General features: G+C 72.2%; 22 protein-coding genes. 7 read left to right on the forward strand and 15 right to left on the reverse strand.

The features are described 5' to 3' along the window. Nucleotides 1–8: 8 nt before the first annotated feature. The 3 genes from KUV85_RS08765 to KUV85_RS08775 are packed head-to-tail and all read right to left on the reverse strand — an operon-like array spanning nucleotide 9 to nucleotide 3298. A complete protein-coding gene (locus tag KUV85_RS08765; RefSeq protein ID WP_219959505.1) occupies nucleotides 9–164 on the reverse strand; it encodes a hypothetical protein in 156 nt (51 codons plus the stop codon). 28 nt (nucleotides 165–192) lie between these two features. Further along, nucleotides 193–1821, reverse strand: a complete 1629-nt coding sequence (gene pruA, locus KUV85_RS08770) for an L-glutamate gamma-semialdehyde dehydrogenase (protein WP_219959506.1) — start codon at nucleotides 1819–1821, stop codon at nucleotides 193–195. 55 nt (nucleotides 1822–1876) lie between these two features. After that, on the reverse strand, nucleotides 1877–3298 hold the full coding sequence (locus KUV85_RS08775) for a WS/DGAT/MGAT family O-acyltransferase (RefSeq protein ID WP_219959507.1): 1422 nt from the start codon (nucleotides 3296–3298) through the stop codon (nucleotides 1877–1879). A 119-nt stretch (nucleotides 3299–3417) separates the two neighbouring features. On the opposite strand from KUV85_RS08775, the gene KUV85_RS08780 reads away from it, so the two are divergent. Next, nucleotides 3418–3810, forward strand: coding sequence for a hypothetical protein (locus KUV85_RS08780; protein ID WP_219959508.1), 393 nt, complete (start codon nucleotides 3418–3420; stop codon nucleotides 3808–3810). After that, nucleotides 3807–5120 carry a hypothetical protein gene (locus tag KUV85_RS08785; protein ID WP_219959509.1) on the forward strand — a complete coding sequence of 438 codons (1314 nt, stop codon included), beginning with the start codon at nucleotides 3807–3809 and terminating at the stop codon, nucleotides 5118–5120. The genes KUV85_RS08780 and KUV85_RS08785 overlap by 4 nt, the downstream gene beginning before the upstream one ends. Here KUV85_RS08785 and KUV85_RS08790 read toward each other — a convergent pair. Beyond that, nucleotides 5110–6312 (reverse strand): AAA family ATPase, encoded by a 1203-nt coding sequence (locus KUV85_RS08790; RefSeq protein ID WP_219959510.1) that lies wholly within the window; start codon nucleotides 6310–6312, stop codon nucleotides 5110–5112. The genes KUV85_RS08785 and KUV85_RS08790 overlap by 11 nt on opposite strands. A gap of 9 nt (nucleotides 6313–6321) precedes the next feature. Continuing rightward, nucleotides 6322–6948 carry a hypothetical protein gene (locus KUV85_RS08795; RefSeq protein WP_219959511.1) on the reverse strand — a complete coding sequence of 209 codons (627 nt, stop codon included), beginning with the start codon at nucleotides 6946–6948 and terminating at the stop codon, nucleotides 6322–6324. A gap of 136 nt (nucleotides 6949–7084) precedes the next feature. Between KUV85_RS08795 and KUV85_RS08800 the strand changes: the two genes are divergently transcribed. Then, nucleotides 7085–7321, forward strand: a complete 237-nt coding sequence (locus KUV85_RS08800) for a helix-turn-helix domain-containing protein (protein WP_219959512.1) — start codon at nucleotides 7085–7087, stop codon at nucleotides 7319–7321. A gap of 12 nt (nucleotides 7322–7333) precedes the next feature. On the opposite strand, the gene KUV85_RS08805 is transcribed toward KUV85_RS08800, so the two are convergent. Genes KUV85_RS08805 through sigE form a run of 3 tightly spaced genes read right to left on the reverse strand, consistent with a single transcriptional unit; the run spans nucleotide 7334 to nucleotide 9880 of the window. Next, a complete protein-coding gene (locus KUV85_RS08805) occupies nucleotides 7334–8680 on the reverse strand; it encodes a S1C family serine protease (protein WP_219959513.1) in 1347 nt (448 codons plus the stop codon). A gap of 43 nt (nucleotides 8681–8723) precedes the next feature. After that, nucleotides 8724–9260 carry a hypothetical protein gene (locus tag KUV85_RS08810; protein WP_219959514.1) on the reverse strand — a complete coding sequence of 179 codons (537 nt, stop codon included), beginning with the start codon at nucleotides 9258–9260 and terminating at the stop codon, nucleotides 8724–8726. Beyond that, a complete protein-coding gene (sigE, locus tag KUV85_RS08815; protein ID WP_219959515.1) occupies nucleotides 9260–9880 on the reverse strand; it encodes an RNA polymerase sigma factor SigE in 621 nt (206 codons plus the stop codon). The genes KUV85_RS08810 and sigE overlap by 1 nt, the downstream gene beginning before the upstream one ends. A gap of 170 nt (nucleotides 9881–10050) precedes the next feature. Between sigE and KUV85_RS08820 the strand changes: the two genes are divergently transcribed. Next, entirely contained in the window at nucleotides 10051–10689 is a 639-nt protein-coding gene (locus KUV85_RS08820; protein ID WP_219959516.1) for an O-methyltransferase, read from the forward strand. Between the two features lie 54 nt (nucleotides 10690–10743). Here the strand turns inward: KUV85_RS08820 and KUV85_RS08825 are convergent, their stop codons facing one another. The 6 genes from KUV85_RS08825 to dapE all read right to left on the reverse strand — a co-directional run bounded on the left by KUV85_RS08825 (nucleotide 10744) and on the right by dapE (nucleotide 15058). Continuing rightward, nucleotides 10744–11082 carry a hypothetical protein gene (locus KUV85_RS08825; RefSeq protein ID WP_219959517.1) on the reverse strand — a complete coding sequence of 113 codons (339 nt, stop codon included), beginning with the start codon at nucleotides 11080–11082 and terminating at the stop codon, nucleotides 10744–10746. Further along, a complete protein-coding gene (locus KUV85_RS08830; RefSeq protein ID WP_219959518.1) occupies nucleotides 11082–12677 on the reverse strand; it encodes a leucyl aminopeptidase family protein in 1596 nt (531 codons plus the stop codon). The genes KUV85_RS08825 and KUV85_RS08830 overlap by 1 nt, the downstream gene beginning before the upstream one ends. Then, nucleotides 12674–12841, reverse strand: a complete 168-nt coding sequence (locus KUV85_RS08835; protein ID WP_219959519.1) for a DUF3117 domain-containing protein — start codon at nucleotides 12839–12841, stop codon at nucleotides 12674–12676. Before KUV85_RS08835 ends, KUV85_RS08830 begins: the two co-directional genes overlap by 4 nt. Before the next feature lie 101 nt (nucleotides 12842–12942). Then, nucleotides 12943–13245 carry a DivIVA domain-containing protein gene (locus KUV85_RS08840; RefSeq protein ID WP_219959520.1) on the reverse strand — a complete coding sequence of 101 codons (303 nt, stop codon included), beginning with the start codon at nucleotides 13243–13245 and terminating at the stop codon, nucleotides 12943–12945. A 12-nt stretch (nucleotides 13246–13257) separates the two neighbouring features. Then, the gene (locus tag KUV85_RS08845; RefSeq protein WP_219959521.1) at nucleotides 13258–13986 is read right to left on the reverse strand and encodes a TIGR00730 family Rossman fold protein; all 729 of its coding nucleotides are present in this window, start codon (nucleotides 13984–13986) and stop codon (nucleotides 13258–13260) included. Between the two features lies 1 nt (nucleotide 13987). Then, entirely contained in the window at nucleotides 13988–15058 is a 1071-nt protein-coding gene (dapE, locus tag KUV85_RS08850; protein ID WP_219959522.1) for a succinyl-diaminopimelate desuccinylase, read from the reverse strand. Nucleotides 15059–15221: 163 nt separating this feature from the next. Between dapE and KUV85_RS08855 the strand changes: the two genes are divergently transcribed. After that, nucleotides 15222–16067, forward strand: coding sequence for an LLM class F420-dependent oxidoreductase (locus KUV85_RS08855; protein ID WP_219959523.1), 846 nt, complete (start codon nucleotides 15222–15224; stop codon nucleotides 16065–16067). 10 nt (nucleotides 16068–16077) lie between these two features. Here the strand turns inward: KUV85_RS08855 and ileS are convergent, their stop codons facing one another. Further along, nucleotides 16078–19377 (reverse strand): isoleucine--tRNA ligase, encoded by a 3300-nt coding sequence (gene ileS / locus KUV85_RS08860; protein WP_219959524.1) that lies wholly within the window; start codon nucleotides 19375–19377, stop codon nucleotides 16078–16080. A 278-nt stretch (nucleotides 19378–19655) separates the two neighbouring features. Between ileS and dapD the strand changes: the two genes are divergently transcribed. Together dapD and KUV85_RS17670 are read left to right on the forward strand one after the other, a co-directional pair. Continuing rightward, nucleotides 19656–20591, forward strand: coding sequence for a 2,3,4,5-tetrahydropyridine-2,6-dicarboxylate N-succinyltransferase (gene dapD / locus KUV85_RS08865; protein WP_237690116.1), 936 nt, complete (start codon nucleotides 19656–19658; stop codon nucleotides 20589–20591). A 47-nt stretch (nucleotides 20592–20638) separates the two neighbouring features. Continuing rightward, nucleotides 20639–21607 (forward strand): hypothetical protein, encoded by a 969-nt coding sequence (locus KUV85_RS17670; protein ID WP_219959526.1) that lies wholly within the window; start codon nucleotides 20639–20641, stop codon nucleotides 21605–21607. The last annotated feature ends 15 nt before the right edge of the window (nucleotides 21608–21622 follow it).

A 21622-nucleotide genomic window follows, 5' to 3' on the forward strand; every position in this document is an offset into this window, starting at 1 on the left:
GCGGGACGTCAGTCCTGGCCGCGGTGCTCGTCGTGGCCGTGGAGCGCCTCACGGCGCCGCATCACGGCCACGACGATGCCCAGCACCACGAACGGCCCGAACGCCAGGACGACGGTCAGGGCCTGCTCGATCGGGTGCAGCGCACCCAGGTGCAGCGGGACCATGGCCGCCATTGTGGCAGCCGGGCCGGCCTCACCCCTGGTGCGGGTAGGGGTGGTCCTTCGGCGGCACCATGGTCTCCTTCATCGACCGCGGCGAGGTCCACCGCAGCAGGTTGCTGGCGGCCCCCGCCTTGTCGTTCGTGCCCGACCCGCGAGCACCACCGAAGGGCTGCTGACCGACGACGGCACCGGTCGGCTTGTCGTTGACGTAGAAGTTGCCCGCTGCGAACCGGAGCTCGTGGCGGGCCCACTCGATCGCCGTGCGGTCCTGCGCGATCACCGCACCGGTGAGCGCGTACGGCGCCACCGACTCGGCCTGCCGCACGACCTGCTCCCAGTCCTCGTCGTCGTAGACGTGGATGGCGAGGATCGGGCCGAAGTACTCGGTGTGGAACATCTCGTCGGTCGGGTCATCACCGAGCACGATCGTCGGGCGGACGAACCAGCCGACCGAGTCGTCGGTCTGGCCACCGGCCACGACGGTCAGGCCGTCGGTCGCGTGGGCACGCTCGATCGCTGCCACGTGCTTCTTGAACGCACGGTCGTCGATCACCGCGCCCAGGAAGTGGGAGAAGTCGGTGGGGTCGCCCATCGACAGCTCCTCGGTCGCGTGGACCAGGTCGTCGCCGATGCGGCGCCACAGCGACTGCGGCACGTAGGCCCGCGACACGGCCGAGCACTTCTGTCCCGCGAACTCGAAGGCGCCACGGATGAGCGCGGTGCGCAGCACGTCCGGGTCCGCCGAGGGGTGGGCGACGACGAAGTCCTTGCCGCCGGTCTCGCCCACCAGGCGCGGGTAGGAGCGGTAGCCGGTGAGGTTCTCCCCCACCGAGCGCCACAGGTGCTGGAAGGTCGCCGTCGACCCGGTGAAGTGGATGCCCGCGAGGTCTCGGTGCGGGAGCACGACCTCCGAGACCGCCTGGCCGTCGCCGGGCAGCATGTTGATCACGCCCGGTGGCAGCCCGGCCTCCTCCAGCAGCTGCATCGTCAGGGTCGCGGCGAGCTGCTGGGTGGGCGCGGGCTTCCAGATCACGGTGTTGCCCATCAGCGCCGGCGCGGTGGGCAGGTTGCCCGCGATGGCGGTGAAGTTGAACGGGGTGACGGCGTACACGAAGCCCTCGAGGGGGCGGTGGTCGGTGCGGTTCCACACGCCGGGGCTGTTGGCCATGGGCTGGGTGGTGACGATCTGCTTGGCGTAGTGGACGTTGAAGCGCCAGAAGTCGATCAGCTCGCACGCGGAGTCGATCTCGGCCTGGAAGGCCGTCTTGGACTGGCCCAGGATCGTCGCGGCGTTGATCCGCTGGCGCCACGGGCCGGCCAGCAGGTCGGCGGCCTTGAGGATGACCGCGCACCGCTCGTCCAGGGGGAGGTCGCGCCAGCCGGGCGCCGCCTCCTGCGCGGCCGCGATCGCGGCCTCGGCGTCGGCCGCGGTGGCGTTGTGGATCACGCCGAGGCGGTGGCGGTGGTCGTGGGGCTGCACGACGTCGATCGCCGAGCCGCCCCCGGGGCGGAACTCGCCGCCGATGTAGGCGTCCAGAGCGTGCTCGGTGCTCTCGAGGTCCTCGATGCAGGCGGCCAGCTCGGCGCGCTCCGGGGTGCCGGGCGCGTAGGTCAGGTTCGGCTCGTTGGTGGGAGCCGGCGGGTGGGTGATGGCGTCCATGTGACCCACGTTACGCAACCGGCGCGCGGTCGCGCACGGGGGCCGGTACGCCGCCTCAGCGCTTGGAGCGCCCCCGCCGGGCGCGGGTGGAGGTGGAGACCTCGAGCAGCTCGTCGAGCGCCTCCCCGATGCCGGTGGCGAGCAGGTCGGGGTCGGGGATCCAGTCGCGGTCGACGGTGATCCCGTAGCGGACGCCACCGTCGTAGGAGGTCACGCCGATGACGACCGGATGGCCCGGCATGACCGGCGGCACGGGGTAGCTGCTGACCAGCCGGGCACCGGCGGCGTACACCGGCTCCTGGGGACCGGGGACGTTGGTCACCGACAGCTGGTAGCCGTGGCGCAGCTCCGTGGCCGACACCCGGGCACCGATGGCGTGGAACGTGCTCGGCGCGAACCCCGACAGGCCGGCGAGGCGGCGTGCGGCGACGCCGCGGCCGGTCTCCTTGTGGGCCTTGAAGGAGTAGGAGACCTGGTGCAGGCGCACCACCGGACTGGCCTCCCCCACCGGCAGCTCCACGAAGTGCGGTGCGATCTGGCTGCCCAGCGACGTGGCCGGCATCTCGTCGTCGATCACCGAGACGGGGACCAGCGTCCGGATCTGGTTGAAACCACTGAGCGACTCCGAGCGCGCCATGAGCCAGCTGCGGATCGCGCCGGTGAGCGTGGCGAGGATGGCGTCGTTGACGGTGCCCCCGTGGGCGTCGCGGATCCGGCGGTAGTCGGCGAGCTCGGTGTCGACGGTGAGCACGCGGCGCTGGCGCGACAGTGGTCCGTTGATGATGCCCTTGTGGCGCGGCTTGCGCCCGACCGCGGCCTGCAGGAACGACTGCAGGCCCTGGGTGCGGCCCTCGGCCTCGCGCCGCAGCACCTGGGCGGTCCGCCGCACCGTCGCCATGCGCACCGCGTGGTCGCCGACGGTGTCACGGACGGCGCCGCCGAGCAGCGCGGCCGGCGACGGCGTCGGTCGCGGCCGCCAGTCGTCGGGCTCCAGGTCGGCACCACCCGGCTCGTGGTCGAGCAGCAGCTGGCCGAGGTCGACGGTGTGGACGCCGTCGACCAGCGCCTGGTGGGACTTGGAGAGCAGGGCGATGCGGCCGTTCTCCAACCCCTCGATGAAGTAGATCTCCCACAGCGGCCGATCCCGGTCCAGCGGCCGGGAGACGATCCGTGCGCTGAGGTCGCGCAACTGGTCCATCGTCCCGGGGCGCGGCAGCGCCGAGCGCCGCACGTGGTAGCCGAGGTCGAAGTGCTCGTCGTCGACCCACACCGGGTTGGCCACGCGGCCCGGCACGCCCTGGATCCGTTGGCGGTAGCGCGGCACGAAGCCGATGCGGTCACGGATGAGCTCGATCAGGTCCTGGTAGTCGAACCCGTCGTCCCCGGGCTCGAAGACCTCGATCGAGGCGTTGTGACGCGGCGTCTCCGATGTCTCCTCGATGAGGAACGCGAGGTCACGAGGGTGCACGCGGTCCACGAGGTTCCCCACTTTCGATCGGTGTTTGGCCTGCATGAGATTCTGTCAGAGGCGGCCAGCGGACCCGGACTCGTGTCCATCGCTGGCCCCGACTCACGTCCGCGTCCAGGAAGGCCACCATGAGCGGGAGCTCCACCGTCCGTCGTACGTCCCTCGTCCGCGGGCTGGCCGCCGGAGCCCTCGCCGGCGCCGTGGCGCTGACCGCCGGATGCGGCGGCGAGGAGACCGACGGGACCAGCGGCGGAGCCGAGCCGACGGTGGTCGAGATCGAGATCGCCGGCGACGAGGTGACCCCCAACGGCGACCGGGTCGAGGTCGGGGCCGGTGACCCCATCGACCTGGAGGTCACCGCGGACGAGGCCGGTGAGCTGCACCTGCACACCGAGCAGGAGCAGACCCTCCCCTACGAGGAGGGCACCCAGACCATCGAGCTCCAGATCGACCGGCCCGGCGTGGTCGTCGTCGAGTCCCACGAGCTCGACCAGGTGATCGTCCAGTTCGAAGTCCGGTGATCGACGCCCACGGAATCGGTGGGCAGGCCGACCTGCCGATCCCCCTGTCCCTGGCCGTCGCCGGCGCGGTCGCCGCCCTGGTCCTCTCCTTCACGATCCTGATCGTGGCGTGGCGCCGCCCGCGCTACACCACGCCGGGCGGCCGCCCCGCACCCGGTGCGCTGTCGCGCCTGGTGCAGTCGACGGGGTTCCGGGTCGTACTGCGCGCCGCCGGCCTGGTCGGGTTCCTCTACGCAGTGATGACCGCCGTGTTCGGCGAGGACCGGCTGACCAACCCCTTCTTCGGCATCGTCTACGTCTGGCTCTGGGTCGGCGTCATCTTCGCCTCCGTGCTGTTCGGGCCGGTGTGGCGCGCGATCAGCCCGATGCGCACGATCAGCGCCGGCCTGGCCCGCCTGTCGGGCGCCGACCCGCACCGTGGGGTCTACGACTACCCGGCCCGGCTCGGACACTGGCCGGCCGCGCTCGGGCTCCTGTCCTTCGTGTGGCTGGAGCTGGTCAGCCCCGCCGCGACCTCGCTCGGCGCCGTCCGTCTGTGGTGTGCCGTCTACGTGGCCGTGATGCTCGTCGGCGGCGCCCTCTTCGGGTCCCGCTTCCACGAGAACGCCGACCCGTTCGAGGTCTGGTCGACGCTGGCCGCGAAGGTCTCCCCCTGGGCGGTCGCCGATGGCCGCCTGGTGCTGCGGAGCCCCCTGGCGAACCTCGCGACGGTCCCGCCGCGGCACGGCCTCGTTGCCGTGGTCGCCGTGCTCTTCGGCAGCACCGCCTTCGACTCCTTCCGGGAGTCCGAGCGGTGGGTGAAGTACTACCAGGGGCACGAGACGCTCACGAAGTTCCAGCTCGACAACCTGGCGTTGGTCGCCTTCTGCCTCCTGGCCGGGCTGATCTTCGTGGCGGGCACGATGCTGACCGGCGTCGGCCCCGACCAGGACCGGCGCTCGCTGCCCCGCCACTTCGCCCATTCGATGGTCCCCATCCTCGTCGGCTACCTCGTGGCGCACTACCTGACGCTCTTCCTCGACCAGGGCACCCAGACGTTGGCCTATGCCTCCGACCCGTTCGGCCGGGGCGACGACTTCCTGGGGACGGCGGGTGTCTCGCCGACGTACTGGTTCAGCTACCACGCGACGCTGCTGGCCTCGATCAAGGTGATCGGGGTGGTCGTCGGGCACGTCGCCGCCGCGGTGTCGGCCCACGACCGGGCGCTGACGGTGTTGCCGCGCCACCACCAGGTCACCGGACAGCTGCCGCTGCTGTTCGCGATGGTCGGCTTCACCGCCGGCGGGCTCTACCTGCTCTTCAGCGCGTAGCGGCCGGCGCGGACAGCTCGGCGGCCAACCGCTCCAGTGCCCGTCCGAGGTCGCTGCCGCCGACCTCGGCGAGGCTGCGTCCCTCCACCAGCGCGCGGTCGAGGCCGGCCTGGTCCTCGGGCAGGAAGTCGATCGTGTGGCTGGTGCCAAAGCCCTCGAGCATGCCGCGCACGTCGACCTCGCGCCACCCCAGCGTCGGCCGCATCCGGTTGACCACGACGCGGCGCCGCGGGGCCGGCACCGTGTCGCGCACCTCCAGCAGGGTCCGCACCAGGCGCGCCAGGCCGACCGGGTCGGCAGCGCCGACGATGAGGACCTCGTCGGCGCACTCCATCGCCTCCACCGTCAGTCCGTTGCGCTCGGGTCGCGCGCCCGGCTCGCCGGCCGAGGACTGCTCGAGGCTGAAGCCGGTGTCGAGGACGACGTGGCCGCGTGCGCGCGCCACGTCGACGACCTCGGTCAGGGCGCCCGGGCGGACCTCGGACCACCGGTCCGGACGGGGCAGCCCGGTCAGCACCCGCAACGCACCGTTGACCCGGCGTTCCACGCTCGGCAGTCGGTCCGGCAGTGACCCGGCAGTGAAGAGCCGGGCCGCCGAGAGGAGCCCGGAGACCTCCTCGAGGATGCCGAGGTGTTGGGCGACCGCTCCCCCGTGCGGGTCGGCGTCGACGAGCAGGGTCGGCTCGTCGCGGGCCGCGAGTGCCGCGGCGAGGTTGACCGCGAGTGTCGTGCGACCGGGACCCCCGCCCGGCCCGTGCACCGCGATCACCCGGCCGGGCGATCCACCCGTGGCCTCCGCGTCCTCGCCGTCCGGTTCGGGTGCGGGGTCGGAGGGAACGGGGGCGGTGTCGGCGCCACCGACCAGCACCTCGGGCAGCTCCTCGATCCGGTCGGAACCGAGGACCGTGGTCACGCCGATCCGCGCGGCACCGGACCGGGCCACCTCGGGCTCCGCAGCGACGGCGACCACCCCCACGCCGTACCGCTCCAGCTCCTCGGCGACGGCACCGTCGAGACCGGGCAGCTCGGTGCCGAGCACGGCGACGTGCGCCTGCCCGGTGCTCGCGGCCGCCAGCAGGTCGTCGACGTCGACGCAGCGCTTGAGCACGACGGTGCGGGCGTCGCTGCCCAGCACCCGCAGCGCGTGGGACTCCCACGAGGCCCCGGTGGACACCAGCAGGGTCACGATCATCGACTCACCTCACGAGCGCTGGAGGATGCGCACCGACGGATCGTCCAGCGCGCCGTAGACGTCCTGGAACGTCGCGGCGTCCTCCTCCGGCACCGTGACGACGACCTGGCGTGCCCCACTGACGGCGAAGCTCTCCTCGACCGGCGGCGCGTCGACCACGACGACCTCCTCCAGCGCGGGGCCGGAGCCGCGCTGCCGCTCCCCCGATGCGGGGACCAGGTAGACGTCGACCACCGAGCCCGTCGTCACCGACGGCGGCACCTGGTGGGGCGCCACCTCGAGCGGCACCCGCAGCGTGTCGACCTGCGCGCTGGGCACCACCGCCGAGCGCGGCACCAGCTCGCCGGCGCCGACGCCGCGTCGCAGCACCCGGTCGGCCGGGAACGGGTCCCGGGCACGGTAGTAGCGCGCGAGGTCCTCGGCGTCGGCGAACCGGACGCGGCGCACCGACAGGTCGGCCTCGGTGACCTCCGACCCGGCGCCGAGCGCACCGGCAGCCACCCAGACCCGCACCGTGTCGTCGGCCGCGGCGAGCAGGCGCGCCCCGCCGACGACCGAGACCGTCACCAGCAGCACGCCCAACCACAGCCGGGGGTCACGCCAGCCGGTACGGCGCAGGCGGGGAGCAAGGGGCACGGAGCTGTTCGTCGAGTTCCCGAGATCGTTCGACACGTCCGCCATGATGCCTGCTCGACCGCCGACGCGCAGCCGGTCCTCCACAGGCGCGCTCCCCGCGCTGGGCTCGGGGTGTCGCGGGTGTCACCATGGCCCCATGGCCGCCACACCGCGCTTCCTCACCCTGGCTGACGTCGCCGAGGTGCTCAACACCTCCAGCGCGCAGGTCTACGCATTGGTGCGGCGCGGCGAGCTCCCGGCCATCAAGATCGGCGGGCGCGGGCAGTGGCGCGTCGAGGCCACCAAGCTCGAGGAGTACATCCAGCAGATGTACTCCGAGGCCGAACAGTTCGTGGCCGAACACCCCTTCACCGACGAGCCCGTGCCCGAGTGAGGTCGCGCCGGGTCAGCCCACGTCGCCGTCGAGGGTGACCTCGACCTGCTGGGTGTCCTGGTTGCCGCGCTCGACGGTGAACTCGATGGTCTCCCCCGGCTGGTAGGTGCGGATCACGACGATGAGCTGGAGCCCGTCGGTGATCCGCTCGCCGTTGACCTCGGTGATCCGGTCGTCGGTCTGCAGGCCGGCGTCCTGGGCTGGGGACCCGTCCTTGACGTCGACCAGCAGCGCGCCGTTCTGGTCCTGCACGCCGCCGGTCTGCACGTCGGCACCGATCAGCGGGTACCGCGCCTCGCCGGTGCTCAGGATCTGGTCGGCGGTGGTCAGCACCTGCTCGATCGGGATCGCGAAGCCGACCCCGATGTTGCCGGCCTGGCTGTCCACGGTGCCGCCCCCGTTGGTGGCGATCGCGGAGTTGACGCCCACGACCTGGCCCTTGGCGTCGATCAACGGGCCACCCGAGTTGCCCGGGTTGATCGCCGCGTCGGTCTGCACCGCGTAGATGTAGGAGGAATCGTCGCGGGCGTTGCCGGTCGAGACCGGTTGGCCCAACGCGCTGACGATGCCCGAGGTGACCGTCGTGTTGAGCCCCAGCGGGTAGCCGACGGCCACCACCGGGTCACCCACGCGGAGCGCGTCGCCGCGACCGATCGAGGCGGCGGGCAGCTCGGTGGCCTCCTCGCTCTCGAGGACCGCGAGGTCGTAGACCGGCGAGCGCCCCACCACGGAGGCGTCGTAGTAGTTGCCGTCCTGGTCGACGATCTGGATCTGGCCGTCGCTCTGGGCGGCGTCGGCCACGACGTGGTTGTTGGTGATGATGTGGCCCTGGTCGTCGAAGACCCACCCGGTGCCGGTCGCACCGCCCTGCTCGCCCTCGAACTCGGCCACGATGCGCACGGTGCTCGGCACCACCGCACCTGCGACCTCGGCGACGCTGCCGCTCTCCTCCAGCGGGGGCTGGGTGTTGAGCTCGACGTCGCCGAGCCCACTCAGCCGGCTGCCGCCGTCGTCGTCGAACCACGCGTCGTACGCGCCGGCGCCGAGGAGGCCGCCGCTGATGCCCAGGACGGTCGCGAGGAGGCAGACCAGGAGGATCCGGCCCACCGGGCGACGGCGGCGCCGCGGCCGTGGCGGGGCCACCGGTGGCAAGGTCTGGGTCGGCGTGGGCGGTGGCCACTGCTGGCCCGGCGGGGGGTACGACACTGATGCGGGCGGTGTCGCCCGGGCCGGGCCGACGCCTGCCTCGGCGTCGCCACCCCGCCCCCGTGCCTCGTCGGGGATGGCCAACGGCTCGTCGCGCACGGGCCGGATCGGCTCGGTCGGCTCATGGTCGTCGGCACGGTGCTGGTCGTTCACGCTCTCCATCTTCCCTGATGCACTGCCGGACCGGCGGCGCCGGTCACGGGGTCGTCGTCGACGTCGACCCCGTGGTGCCGGTCGCGGTCGGCGACACGGTGCCGACCGTGACCGCGACAGCGATCGGCGCCCGCAGCGGGGTCGGCGTCGTGGTCGACACCGGCTGGGTCACCCCGCCGGTCGGGCGCCGGTCGGTGGGCGTCGGGGTCGAGGCGGGCGCGACGCCGAGGGCGAGCACGCCGAGCATCGCCGCGCTGGCGGCACCGGTGCCCACGACCGCCACGGCGCGGCGGCCGTGACCGGCGTCGGCACGGCCGGCGAGCTCGCGGGCACTGGCGTGCGGGTCGGCGGCGTAGCGCTCGCCCGGCGTGAGCTGGTGCAGGCTGCCGCGCAGCCGGTCGGGCGCCGCGCCGTGCTCCTGGGAGAGGCCGGCGAGCTGTGCCTTGACCCAGCCCTCGCGCTCGACCCGGTCACGGCACAGGTGGCAGGCGTGCACGTGCGTCCACGCCTGCTCGACCTCGGCCGCCGTCAGCTGGCCGTCCAACAGCGCACTGATCCGCGTCCCGGTGAGGTGACCCATCAGGCCCTCCCCAGCGCCGGGAACAGCGACGACGGGCCGGCGTACCGCTTGCGGCCCTCCTGGGGCTCGCGGTGCGCCAGGGCGCGACGCAGCATCGCGCGTCCGCGGTGGATGCGCGAGCGTACGGTGCCGAGCTTGGCGTCGAGGATCGTGGCGATCTCCTCATAACTGAGTCCCTCGACGTCACACAGTACGACGGCCACCCGGAACTCCGGTGGCAGCGCGGCGAGCGCCTGCTCGACGTCGGCGTCGAAGGTGCGGTCGGCGTAGACCGCGTCGGGGGGTGCGCTCGCACTCGCCAGCTTGGCGGCCCGCTCGTCGGAGAGGGCGTCGAACCGGATGCGCTGCTTGCGGCGCGCCTGGTCCAGGAAGAGGTTGGTCGTGATGCGGTGCAGCCAGCCCTCGAAGGTGCCGGGCTCGTAGGTGTGCAGCGACCGGAACACCCGCACGAACACCTCCTGGGTGAGGTCCTCGGCGTCGTGGCGGTTGCCGGTGAGTCGCAGCGCCAGCCGGTAGACCCGGTCGGAGTGCTGCTCGACGATGTCGGCCCAGTCGGGCACGTCCTCGCTCCCGGCCCGCGTCGCGACCGCCCCCGGTTCGCCGGACTCCGTGGTGCTCATCTGTGGTCCTCCTACGTCTGCGCCCGCCCTCATCGGACGCCTCACGCTAACCAGCCGTCCTGAAGGGAACCTGTGAAACGGCTGCGTGTGTGCTGGGGGAACGCCGGAGGGGGCGGTGTTGTTCCGGCGCGTGGCACGCGACGCCGCTGCGCAGGCGCTACCGTTGCCCCGTGATCAACGCGAACAGCTGGACCTACGCCGAGGAGTTCATCGCCGAGGACGAGGTGCTCACCGCTGCCCGTGCGCGCGCGGACGAGGTCGGGGTGGTCTCGATCGGCGCCGGCGGCGGCACGGCGCTGCGGTTCCTCGCCGCGGCCCTGGAGGCGCGGGCCGTGGTCGAGATCGGCACCGGCACCGGTGTGTCCGGGCTCTGGCTGCTGCGTGGCATGCGTCCCGACGGGGTCCTCACCACCGTCGACGTGGAGGCCGAGCACCAGCGCCTCGCCCGCGAGGGCTACAACGACGAGGGCGTCCCCCAGCAGCGGGTGCGCACCATCGCGGGCGCCGCGCTGGACGTACTGCCGCGCCTGACCGACGGCCACTACGACCTGGTGTTCGCCGACGGCGACAAGCGCGAGTACGGCGCCTACCTGTCCGAGGCGATGCGGCTGCTGCGTCCGGGCGGCGTGGTGGCCTTCGACAACGCGCTGTGGCACGACCGGGTGGCCGACTCCTCGGTGCGCGACGACGAGACCGTCGCCATCCGTGACCTGGTGGACCAGATCCGCACCGACGACCAGCTCGTCCCCGCACTGCTGCCCGTCGGCGACGGCCTGCTGGTCGCCAAGAAGGTCTGGGTCGCCGACTGACCGACACCGAGTCGGCGTGGACCCGGCCGGGTTCGCGCCGACTCGCAGTGCTGCTCAGGCGCGGGGAGTCGCGCTGAAGCCGTCGGCGCCCTCGGCGATCGCGACGACCTCACAGGGCTCGATCAGCACCGGCGCGCTGCCGATGATCACCGAGCCCGGCGCCTCCGCGGCGCCGGCGGTGAACTTCTCCTGGAACGCCGACCGCGCGGCCGCGTCGGCGAAGACGTACACGCCCTCGAACCACTCCCCCGGCCGGAGCCGCCAGGTCTTGTAGGACAGGCCCGCCATGCCGGTGAAGCGTTCGTGGGAGGAGTCGGCGACGTAGTCGGCGAGCTCCGCCTCGACCCCGGCGGGCGCCTCGGCCAGCGACCAGCGCACCGTGAGCCCCCGCATCAGGCGACCCCGTGCACGAGGTCGGCCGACCGGAGCCAGTGCAGCAGCAGCCGGGCACCGAAACCGGACGGTCCCGCGGTCCACTCGTGCCAGTCGGACTCGACGTCGCCCACCGAGGCGATGTCGAGGTGTGCCCAGGGCACGTCGCCGACGAAGTGCTGCAGGAACAGCGCCGCGGTGATCGACCCCGCACTGCCCGGCGCGTTGTCCAGGTCGGCGATGGAGGAGTCCAGCCGGGACCGGTAGCCGTCGTACAACGGCAGGCGCCACAGCGGCTCGCCGGCGCGGTCACCCGCGGCACGCAGGGCAGCGGCCAGCGCGTCCCCGTTCGCGTAGAGGCCACCGACCTGCTGGCCCAGGGCCACCTTGACCGCCCCCGTCAGCGTGGCGACGTCGACCATCACGTCCGGCCCGAGCTCGGCCACGGCGTAGGCCAGCGCGTCGGCCAGGACCAGACGGCCCTCGGCGTCGGTGTTGGTCACCTCGCTCGTCGTCCCGCCGTAGTGGCGGATGACGTCACCGGGCCGCAGGGCGTCGCCGGAGACGGCGTTCTCGGCGGCAGGGACCAGTCCGGTGACCCGGACCGGGCACCCGACGGCACCCAGCGCGGCCATCGTCGCGAGGACGACGCCCCCACCGGTCATGTCGCGCTTCATCGAGGCCATCGCCTGGCCGGGCTTGAGCGAGAGGCCACCGGAGTCGAAGGTGATGCCCTTGCCGACGAGCACCACGTGCGGCAGCTTCCTGGCCGCCCGCGCACCGACGCCCTCGGGCGTGTAGTCGAGCCGGATCAGGCGCGGCGGCGTCGCCGAGGCCTTGCCGACGGCGAGGATGCCGCCGAACCCGTCGGCGGCGAGGCGCTCCTCGTCCCACACCGTGCAGGCGAGCCCGTGCTCCGTCGCGATCTCCTCGGCCTGCTCGGCGAGCCAGCCGGGGTTCTTGACGTTGCTGGGCACGGTCGCGAGCAGTCGCGAGCGCCAGCCGGCGCGGGCGATGGCCACCGCCCGGGGCAGGGTGGCGGGGTCGATCGCGCCGACCCCGGCGATCGTCACGCGACGCACCGGCTGCTCGGTGGGGCCCTCGGCGCGCCAGGCGAACCCGAAGGACCCCAGCGTCGCGCCCGCGACGAAGGCCTCGACCAGCTCCTCGACGGTGTGTGCCACGGACGGGTCGTCGGCGCTGTCGTCGGGGACGTCGGGGACGACGGCGGGGATCGAGGTGGCAACCGTCGCGCGGTCCTTGACCCGCCGCGCGAGGGCGGCACCGGCACGTCGTACGTCGATCGGGCGGGCCGCGCCCACGCCGACGAGCGCGACGGCCTGCAGGTCGGCGTTGGCCGGCGTCGGGGCGACCGGCACCAGCGCGACCTCGCCGACGGCCCCCGCCATGCGGTGGACCTCGGCGGCGTCGAGCAGGTCCACGCCGGTCGCGTCGGCGACGTCGGCGGCTCCGGGACCCAGCACGAGGCCCTGCGCGTCGGAGCCGTTGAGGACGGGGACGGCGATCACGTCGGCACCGGCGACCGCGGCCGGCCCGAGCTCACTGAGGGTGAACTCGGGCGGCGTCACCTGGTGCGGGAGGACGGCGGCAGTCACCCGACGACGTCGTTGAGCGCTTCGCCCAGAGCGCCGGCCTCGTCGGCGTTGAGCTCGACCACGAGTCGGCCACCACCCTCGAGCGGGACCCGCATCACGATGCCCCTGCCTTCCTTGGTGACTTCCAGCGGACCGTCGCCGGTCCGCGGCTTCATTGCCGCCATTCGGTACCCCTTTACGTTTCCATCCCGATGGGAGACTCCATTATCGCGCATGCCCGTGACACGTGCACCAGTGGCCGACACCACACGCACCCGCCGAGGCCTCAGGAGGCGCCGTCACCGGGCTCCTCCTCGCGCCCGCGCCGCTGCTCGGCGCTGTCCAACTCCGCCGCCAACCGCGCCAGGAGCGCGTCGACCTCCGACATCCGGTAGCCACGGAAGGCCAGTGAGAACCGCACGCGCCGCAGGTCCGCCCCCGCGAGGGCACGATCGCCGGGGACCAGCGCATCGGGCCGGTCGTCGTACGCCTCGGCCATGGGGGTGCCGCGCCCGGCCGCGAGCACTGCGATGACGCCCATCACGAGCACGATGAGGACGGCGAAGACCCACATCATCACCTGGGACACGTGTGCCTCCTCTCAGCCGTGCTGGTCGCGCGCGGCGACCATGATCGAGATCGCCTCGTCGATGTCGTCGGTGAGGACCAGCCGGTCCAGGTCGGCCGCGGCGATCTTGCCGTCGGCCAGGACCGTGTCACGCAGCCAGTCCAGCAGGCCCGACCAGTAGTCCACGCCGAGCAGCACGATCGGGAACGCGGTCACCTTCTCGGTCTGGACCAACGTCAGCGCCTCGAACATCTCGTCCAGGGTGCCCAGCCCGCCCGGCATGACGACGAAGCCCTGGCTGTACTTGACGAACATCGTCTTGCGGACGAAGAAGTAGCGGAAGTTGATGCCGACGTCGGACCAGTCGTTGAGCCCGGACTCGAAGGGCAGCTCGATGCCGAGGCCGACACTGACGCCACCGGCCTCGCTCGCGCCCCGGTTGGCCGCCTCCATCGCGCCCGGACCGCCGCCGGTGATGACCGCGAACCCGGCGTCGACCAGCCGGCGGCCGAGCTCGACGCCCTGCGCATAGCCGGGGTGGTCCTCCCCGGTGCGGGCGGAGCCGAAGACCGCGATCGCGGACCCGAGCTCGGCGAGCGCGCCGAAGCCCTCGACGAACTCGGCCTGGATGCGCAGCACCCGCCACGGGTCGGTGTGCACCCAGTCGCTGGGCCCTCGCGAGTCCAGCAGCCGCTGGTCGGTGGTGGAGCCGTCGACCTGGTCGCGTCGCTGGATGACCGGGCCCTTGTACTTCGCCTTCATCTCATTCCCCTCCAGAGGACAGCCAGGCCCGGAGCCGGGCCTCGCACTGCTCGATCTCCGCCACCGCGACGTGCTCGTCGGCCTTGTGGGCGAACAACGGGTCGCCGGGGCCGTAGTTGACCGCCGGCACGCCCAACGCGGTGAACCGTGCGACGTCGGTCCACCCGAATTTGGGGGCGACCCGGCCGCCCACGGCGGCGACGAAGTCCCGTGCCGCCGGCCGGTCCAGCCCGGGCAGCGCACCGGGGGCGGAGTCGGTGACGGTGATGTCGTGGGGCGCGAAGCGCTCGGTGACCCACGCCAGCGCCTCCTCGGCCGACCGGTCGGGTGCGTAGCGGTAGTTGACGGTCACCACGCACTCGTCGGGGACGACGTTGCCCGCCACCCCACCGGAGATGAAGACCGCGTTGAGCCCCTCGTGGTACTCCAGCCCGTCGATCACCGGGCGGCGCGGGGTGTAGTCGGTGAGCCGGGCGAGGACGTCGGACGCCCCGTGGATGGCGTTGACGCCCTTCCACGAACGCGCCGAGTGGGCCCGCTCCCCCGTCGTACGGACCTCGAAGCGCAGCGTGCCCTGGCAGCCGGCCTCGACACCGGCGTTGGACGGCTCCATCAGCACGGCGAAGTCCGCGGCCAGCAGGTCGGGGTCGGACTCGGCGACCAGCCGGAGACCGTTGTACCTCTCCTCGATCTCCTCGGCCTCGTAGAAGACCAGCGTCAGGTCCCGCACGGGCTCGCGGACCGTCGCCGCGAGCTTGAGGATGACCGCGTCACCGCCCTTCATGTCACAGCTGCCCAGCCCGTGCAGCACCCCGTCCTCGAGGCGGCTGGGGAGGTTGCCGTTGACCGGCACGGTGTCCAGGTGCCCCGCCAGGATGACGCGCTCCGCGCGCCCCAGGTCGGTGCGCGCCACGATCGTGTGCCCGCGGCGTACGACCTCCAGGTGCGGCAGGGCCTGCAGCGCCGCCTCGACGGCGTCGGCGATCTCGCCCTCCTCGCGGCTCACCGACTCGATGTCGACCAGATGGCGGGTCAGGGTCACCACGTCGGTGTCGAGGTCGAGCGTCGCCATGGGAGCAGTCAATCAGGAGGGCGGTCGGGGGCGAGGGAGCGATCCCCGGTCGGCCGGGGATCGCTCACCTTGTCGGGCACTGCAACGCCGGACAAGGTGGGCGAAAGGAGGACATCCTCGCGCGCCGTTCCCAGAAACTAGAACGTGTTCTAGACTGCTGTCCATGCGCAACGGCATCGTCCTGTTCACCTCCGACCGCGGCATCACGCCGGCTGAGCTCGCCCGGGCCGCCGAGGAGCGGGGCTTCGACACGCTCTACGTCCCCGAGCACACCCACATCCCGGTACGCCGCGACGCGGCACACCCGACCGGCGGTGAGGACCTGCCCGACGACCGCTACCTGCGCACGCTCGATCCCTGGGTCTCCCTCGCGACCGCCGCGGCCGTCACCGAGCGCATCGGCCTCTCGACCGCCGTCGCGCTGCCGGTGGAGTCGGACCCGATCACCCTCGCCAAGCAGATCGCGACCCTGGACCACCTCTCCGGAGGGCGCGTGTCGATCGGCGCCGGCTTCGGCTGGAACACCGACGAGCTCGCCGACCACCACGTCCCGGCCGCCAAGCGGCGCACGGTCCTCAAGGAGTACCTCGAGGCCATGCGCGCGCTGTGGACCGAGGAGGAGGCGGCGTACGACGGTGAGTACGTCTCCTTCGGCCCCTCCTGGGCCTACCCCAAGCCGCCGCAGGGCCGGATCCCCGTCGTCATCGGCGCCGGCGGCGGCCCGAAGACGATGAAGTGGATCGCCGCCCACGCCGAGGGCTGGATGACCACCCCGATCGAGACCGACATCGCCGACAAGGCCGCCCTGCTGCGCAAGGAATGGGCCGCGGCCGGCCGCGACGGCGACCCCGACATCCGCGTCCTGGTCGCCAGGAAGCCCACCGAGGACGACTTCGCCGACTGGGGTGCCGCCGGCGCCACCGAACTCATCTGGGGCGTTCCCGACGCCGACCCCGAGGTCGTCCACGGCTACCTGGACAAGCTCGCGGGCCGACTCGGGATCGGCTGAACCGGGAGTCTCAGGCCCGGCGCACCTCCACGGTCGCCTCCTCGCCCTCGCCCACGACCACCGTCGTGCCCGCCCCCGGCTCGCCGACGTCGTACGCCGTCGCGAGGGTCTCGCCGGTCACGAGCGCCTCGTGCGTCCGGGCGGCGGCCTGCACCGCGTCGGTGCCGCCGATGCGGAGCGCGATGCGGTCCGAGACGTCCAGGCCGGCGTCCCGCCGGGCCTGCTGGATCGCCCGCACCAGGTCGCGGGCGAGCCCCTCGGCGGCCAGTTCGGGCGTGACGGTGGTGTCGAGCACGACGAAGCCGCCACTGAGCATGCCGACCGACGTGCCGTCGTCGGCGGCGCCGGCGACGGTCTCGAGGGTGTACTCACCCTCCTCGAGCGCGATGCCGCCGGAGGTGACGACACCGTCGGGCGCGACCGACCAGTCGCCGGTCTTGGAGCCCTTGATCGCGTGCTGCACGTCCTTGCCGAGCCGCGGTCCGGCGGCACGGGCGTTGACCGTGAGCCGCTCCTCCACGCCGTAGGAGGCGGCCTCCTCGGCGTCCGCGGCCAGCAGGCGCACCTGCTTGACGTTGGTCTCGTCGGCGACGATGCCCTCGAACCCGGCGATGTCGGGACCGACGACGGTCAGCGTCGCCAGCGGGAGCCGGTTGCGCAGCGACCCGGCCTTGCGCAGGGCCGAGGTGGCCGAGCAGACCTCGCGGACCTGGTCCATCGCCGCGACCAGGGCGCGGTTGTCGGCACTGTCGGCTGCCAGGTCGTCCACGTCGGGCCAGTCGGCCAGGTGCACCGAGCGGCCGCCGGTGAGGCCGCGCCAGATCTCCTCGCTGGTGAGCGGCAGCAGCGGCGCGGTGACGCGGGTGACGACCTCGAGCACGGTGTGGAGCGTGTCCATCGCCTCCGGCGTGCCCTCCCAGAAACGGTCACGCGAGCGCCGGATGTACCAGTTGGTGAGCACGTCGATGAACCCGCGCGTGGTCTCGCAGGCGTCGGCGATCGCGTAGGCGTCGAGCTGCTCGGTCATGGCGGCGACGTACTGCCGGGTCTTGGCCAGCAGGTAGCGGTCGAGCCGGTCGGTGGACGCGGTGGACCACTGCGCCTCGTGGCCGCTGGCGTTGGCGTAGAGCGCGAAGAAGTACCAGCTGTTCCACAGCGGGATCATCACCTGCCGCACGGCGTCGCGGATGCCCTGCTCGGTGACCACCAGGTTGCCGCCGCGCACGATCGGCGAGGCCATCAGGAACCACCGCATCGCGTCGGCGCCGTCGCGGTCGAAGACCTCGGAGACGTCGGGGTAGTTGCGCAGCGACTTCGACATCTTGTTGCCGTCGGACCCCAGCACGATGCCGTGGCTGATCACCGAGGAGAAGGCGGGCTTCTCGAACAACCCGGCCGCGAGGATGTGCAGGGTGTAGAACCAGCCGCGCGTCTGGCCGATGTACTCGACGATGAAGTCGGCCGGGAAGTTCTGCTCGAACCAGTCGGCGTTCTCGAACGGCACGTGGTTCTGGGCGAAGCTCATCGAGCCCGAGTCGAACCACACGTCGAGCACGTCGGGCACGCGCCGCATCGTCGACTGCCCCGTCGGGTCGTCGGGGTTGGGCCGCGTCAGGTCGTCCACGAACGGCCGGTGCAGGTCCGGCTCGCCCTCGGAGTTGCGGGGCAGTCGCCCGAAGTCGGCCTCGAGCTCGGCGAAGGAGCCGTAGACGTCCAGACGGGGGTACGCCGGGTCGTCGCTCTTCCAGACCGGCACCGGGGAGCCCCAGAACCGGTTGCGGGTGATGGACCAGTCGCGCGCGTTCTCCAGCCAGCGGCCGAACTGGCCGTCCTTGACGTGGTCGGGCACCCAGGTGATCTGCTGGTTGAGCTCGAGCATCCGCTCCTTGATGGCGGTCACCTCGACGAACCACGACGAGACGCCCTTGTAGATCAGCGGCTCACGGCAGCGCCAGCAGTGCGGGTAGGCGTGCTCGTAGGTCTCACGGCGCAGCAGCACCGTGCCGGGGGTGACGCTCCCGGTCCCGGTGGTCTCGGCACGCTCGCTGGCGCTCGCGGCCCGACCGGCGAGGGCGGTGGCGTCCTTGAGGTGGTCGATGATGTGGGGGTTGGCGTCGAAGACCAGCATCCCGGCGTACTCGTCGACGGGCGCGGTGAAGCGGCCGTCCTTGCCGACCGGCATGACGGCCTCGATGCCCTCGCGGTCGGTGACGACCTTGTCGTCCTCACCGAAGGCGCCGGCGGTGTGGACCAGCCCGGAGCCGTCGGTGGTGGTGACGAACTCGGCCGGGACCAGCCGGAAGGCGTTCTCGTGACCGAGGTAGTAGGAGAACGGCGGGGTGTAGTGGCGCCCGACGACCTCGCTGCCCCTGACCCGGGCCACGACCTGGTGGTGGACCGACTCCGCGTCCTCGTCGACGAGCTCCTTGGCGTAGGCGTCGAGCCGCTCGGCCGCCAGCAGGTAGCGCTCCTCGGTGCCGGAGAAGGAGGAGGACACCACGACGTAGTCGATGTCCTCGCCGACCATCACGGCGAGGTTGGAGGGCAGCGTCCACGGGGTCGTCGTCCAGACCAGGGCGAGCGCACCGTCCAGCGGGTCGCCGGCGCCGGTGTCCTCCAGGCGGCACCCCACGGTGACCGAGGGGTCCTGCCGTGACTTGTAGACGTCCTCGTCCATGCGCAGCTCGTGGTTGGACAGCGGCGTCTCGTCGTTCCAGCAGTAGGGCAGGACGCGGAAGCCCTCGTAGACCAGTCCCTTGTCGTGGAGCGTCCGGAACGCCCAGATGACGCTCTCCATGTAGTCGGGGTTGAGCGTCTTGTAGTCGTTGTCGAAGTCCACCCAGCGGGCCTGGCGGGTGACGTAGGCACGCCACTCGTCGGCGTAGGTCATCACCGACATCCGGCAGGCGTCGTTGAACGTCTCGATGCCCATCTCGTGGATCTCGTCGGTGGTCTTGATGCCCTTGATGCGCATCGCCTCGAGTTCGGCCGGCAGGCCGTGGGTGTCCCACCCGAAGCGTCGCTCGACCCGCTTGCCGCGCATCGTCTGGTAGCGCGGGACGATGTCCTTGATGTAGCCGGTCAGCAGGTGCCCGTAGTGCGGCAGGCCGTTGGCGAAGGGCGGTCCGTCGTAGAAGACGAACTCGTTCTCACCGTTCTCGCCGGCGTCACGCTGGTCGACGCTGGCCTGGAAGGTCTGGTCGGCGTCCCAGTAGGCGAGGACGCGCTCCTCGATCGCGGGGAAGGTCGGGCTCGCCGGGACGCCCCGGTCGGGGTCGGTGCTGACCTTGGGGTAGACGGAGTCAGACATCGGGGCGGGCGCTCCTGCGTTCGTCGGTGGTCGGTCGCCGAGGACGACGTGAGCCGCGGTACCACCTCGATTGCCCCGCAGGGGCCACTCGTTGACGGCTGTGACGGGCCACCCGCCGGGTTCTACTGGGCGCCGTTCCCGACCACGGTCGGTGACGGCGCCGTTCTTCCCGGAGCTCGCCGCTGATGACGGCTCGAACGCCTGTGCCAGCAGGATACGGCGCCTGCGTGACGGTCCGCCAATCGGTTCCGGCGTGCTGCCGCCTACACTCGCTGGGCGTGACTGCTGCTTGGGGCTACGGCCTGACCACGCTGACCGACGACGGCACCGTGCTCGACACCTGGTTCCCCTCCCCCGCGCTGGGGGAGAAGCCGGGCGACGCGACGCCGCCGGCCGACCTCACCGCCCTCGAGGGCATCGACGAGGCGCGCGGCGTACGCCGTGAGGTCCGGCTCGTCGAGATCGACACCGACGCCGCGCCGGCCACCACCGAGGACTGCTGGCTGCGCCTGCACCTGCTCAGCACCCGCCTGGTGCCGCCGCACGGCGTCACCCTCGAGGGCATGTTCGGGCTGCTGACCAACGTGGTGTGGACCAGCGCCGGCCCGTGCGCCGTCGAGGGTTTCGAGACCACCCGCGCCCGCCTGCGCGCGACCGGCCAGCACGTGACCGTCTTCGGGATCGACAAGTTCCCCCGCCTGGTCGACTACGTCATCCCCTCCGGCGTCCGCATCGCCGACGCCGACCGCGCCCGGCTCGGCGCCCACCTCGCCGAGGGCACCACGGTCATGCACGAGGGGTTCGTGAACTTCAACGCCGGCACGCTCGGCGCCAGCATGGTCGAGGGCCGGATCTCGGCCGGCGTGGTCGTCGGCGACGGCTCCGACATCGGCGGCGGCGCCTCGATCATGGGCACGCTCTCCGGTGGCGGCAAGGAGGTCATCTCCGTCGGCGAGCGCTGCCTGCTCGGCGCCAACGCCGGCCTGGGCATCTCCCTGGGCGACGACTGCGTCGTCGAGGCCGGGTGCTACATCACCGCCGGGACCAAGGTCACCGTGCTCGAGCCCGGGAGCGAGGAGCGCGTGGTCAAGGCTCGTGACCTCTCCGGGTCGAGCAACGTGCTGTTCCGTCGCAACTCGGTCAGCGGCCGCATCGAGGCCGTGCCCCGTGAGGGCGGGTCGTTCGCCCTCAACGAGGCCCTGCACGCCAACTGAGGCCGCAGTGCGACCGACGATGACCAGCGACCCCGCACACTGAAGGCGTGCATCGACGAATCGGCGTGATCCTCTTCGGCCTCGCCGCGCTGTCCCTCGTGGCCGCGGTGGGGATCGGGGTGATCTTCGGTGCCCGCGAGATCACCGACCGGATCAACCCCGAGTGCACCGTCACCGTGGGCGAGCACACCGCCAAGCTCCAGCGCGAGCAGGCGGAGAACGCGTCGTTGATCACCGCCATCGCCCGGCAGCGGGGCATGCCGGCGCGCGCGGCCTCGATCGCGCTGGCGACGGCGTACCAGGAGTCCGACCTCTACAACATCGACCACGGCGACCGTGACTCGATCGGCCTGTTCCAGCAGCGGCCCTCGCAGGGTTGGGGCACCGAGGAGCAGATCATGGACCCCGTCTACGCCACCAACGCCTTCTACGACGCGCTGGCGAAGGTCGACGGCTACGAGAGCATGGTCATCACCGAGGCGGCCCAGGAGGTGCAGCGCTCGGCCTTCCCCGGCGCGTACGCCGACCACGAGGACGACGCCCGCGCGATCGCCTCCGCACTGACCGGCAACTCCCCCGAAGCCCTGACCTGCCGCGCCCCCAGCAGCGTCGACAGTGCCGATGCCACGCTCACCTCATCGGGGCTCACGCCCCGCGCCGAGACCATCCGCCGCGAGGTCCAGGAGCGCTTCGGCGACCAGCAGGTGGGCGGCTTCGCGCCCGGCGGCGTCAGCGAGGGCCACATGGAGGGCTCGGCCCACTACGACGGCCGCGCCGTCGACGTCTTCTTCCGGCCCGTCAACGAACGCAACAAGGTGCGCGGCTGGGCGATGGCGCAGTACTTCGTGGCCAACGCGGAGCGGCTGCAGGTCAGCACCGTCATCTACGACGACCGGATCTGGACCGCGCGTCGCTCCGACGAGGGATGGCGCGACTACGACGTGCCGTCCTCCTCCGGTGGCGACCGGGCCATCCTCGAGCACCGCGACCACGTGCACGTCGACGTGTTCGCCTGAGCCCGCGGCCCGGCG

Source organism: Nocardioides panacisoli (assembly GCF_019448235.1).
In the GTDB taxonomy this organism is placed as follows: domain Bacteria; phylum Actinomycetota; class Actinomycetes; order Propionibacteriales; family Nocardioidaceae; genus Nocardioides; species Nocardioides panacisoli_A.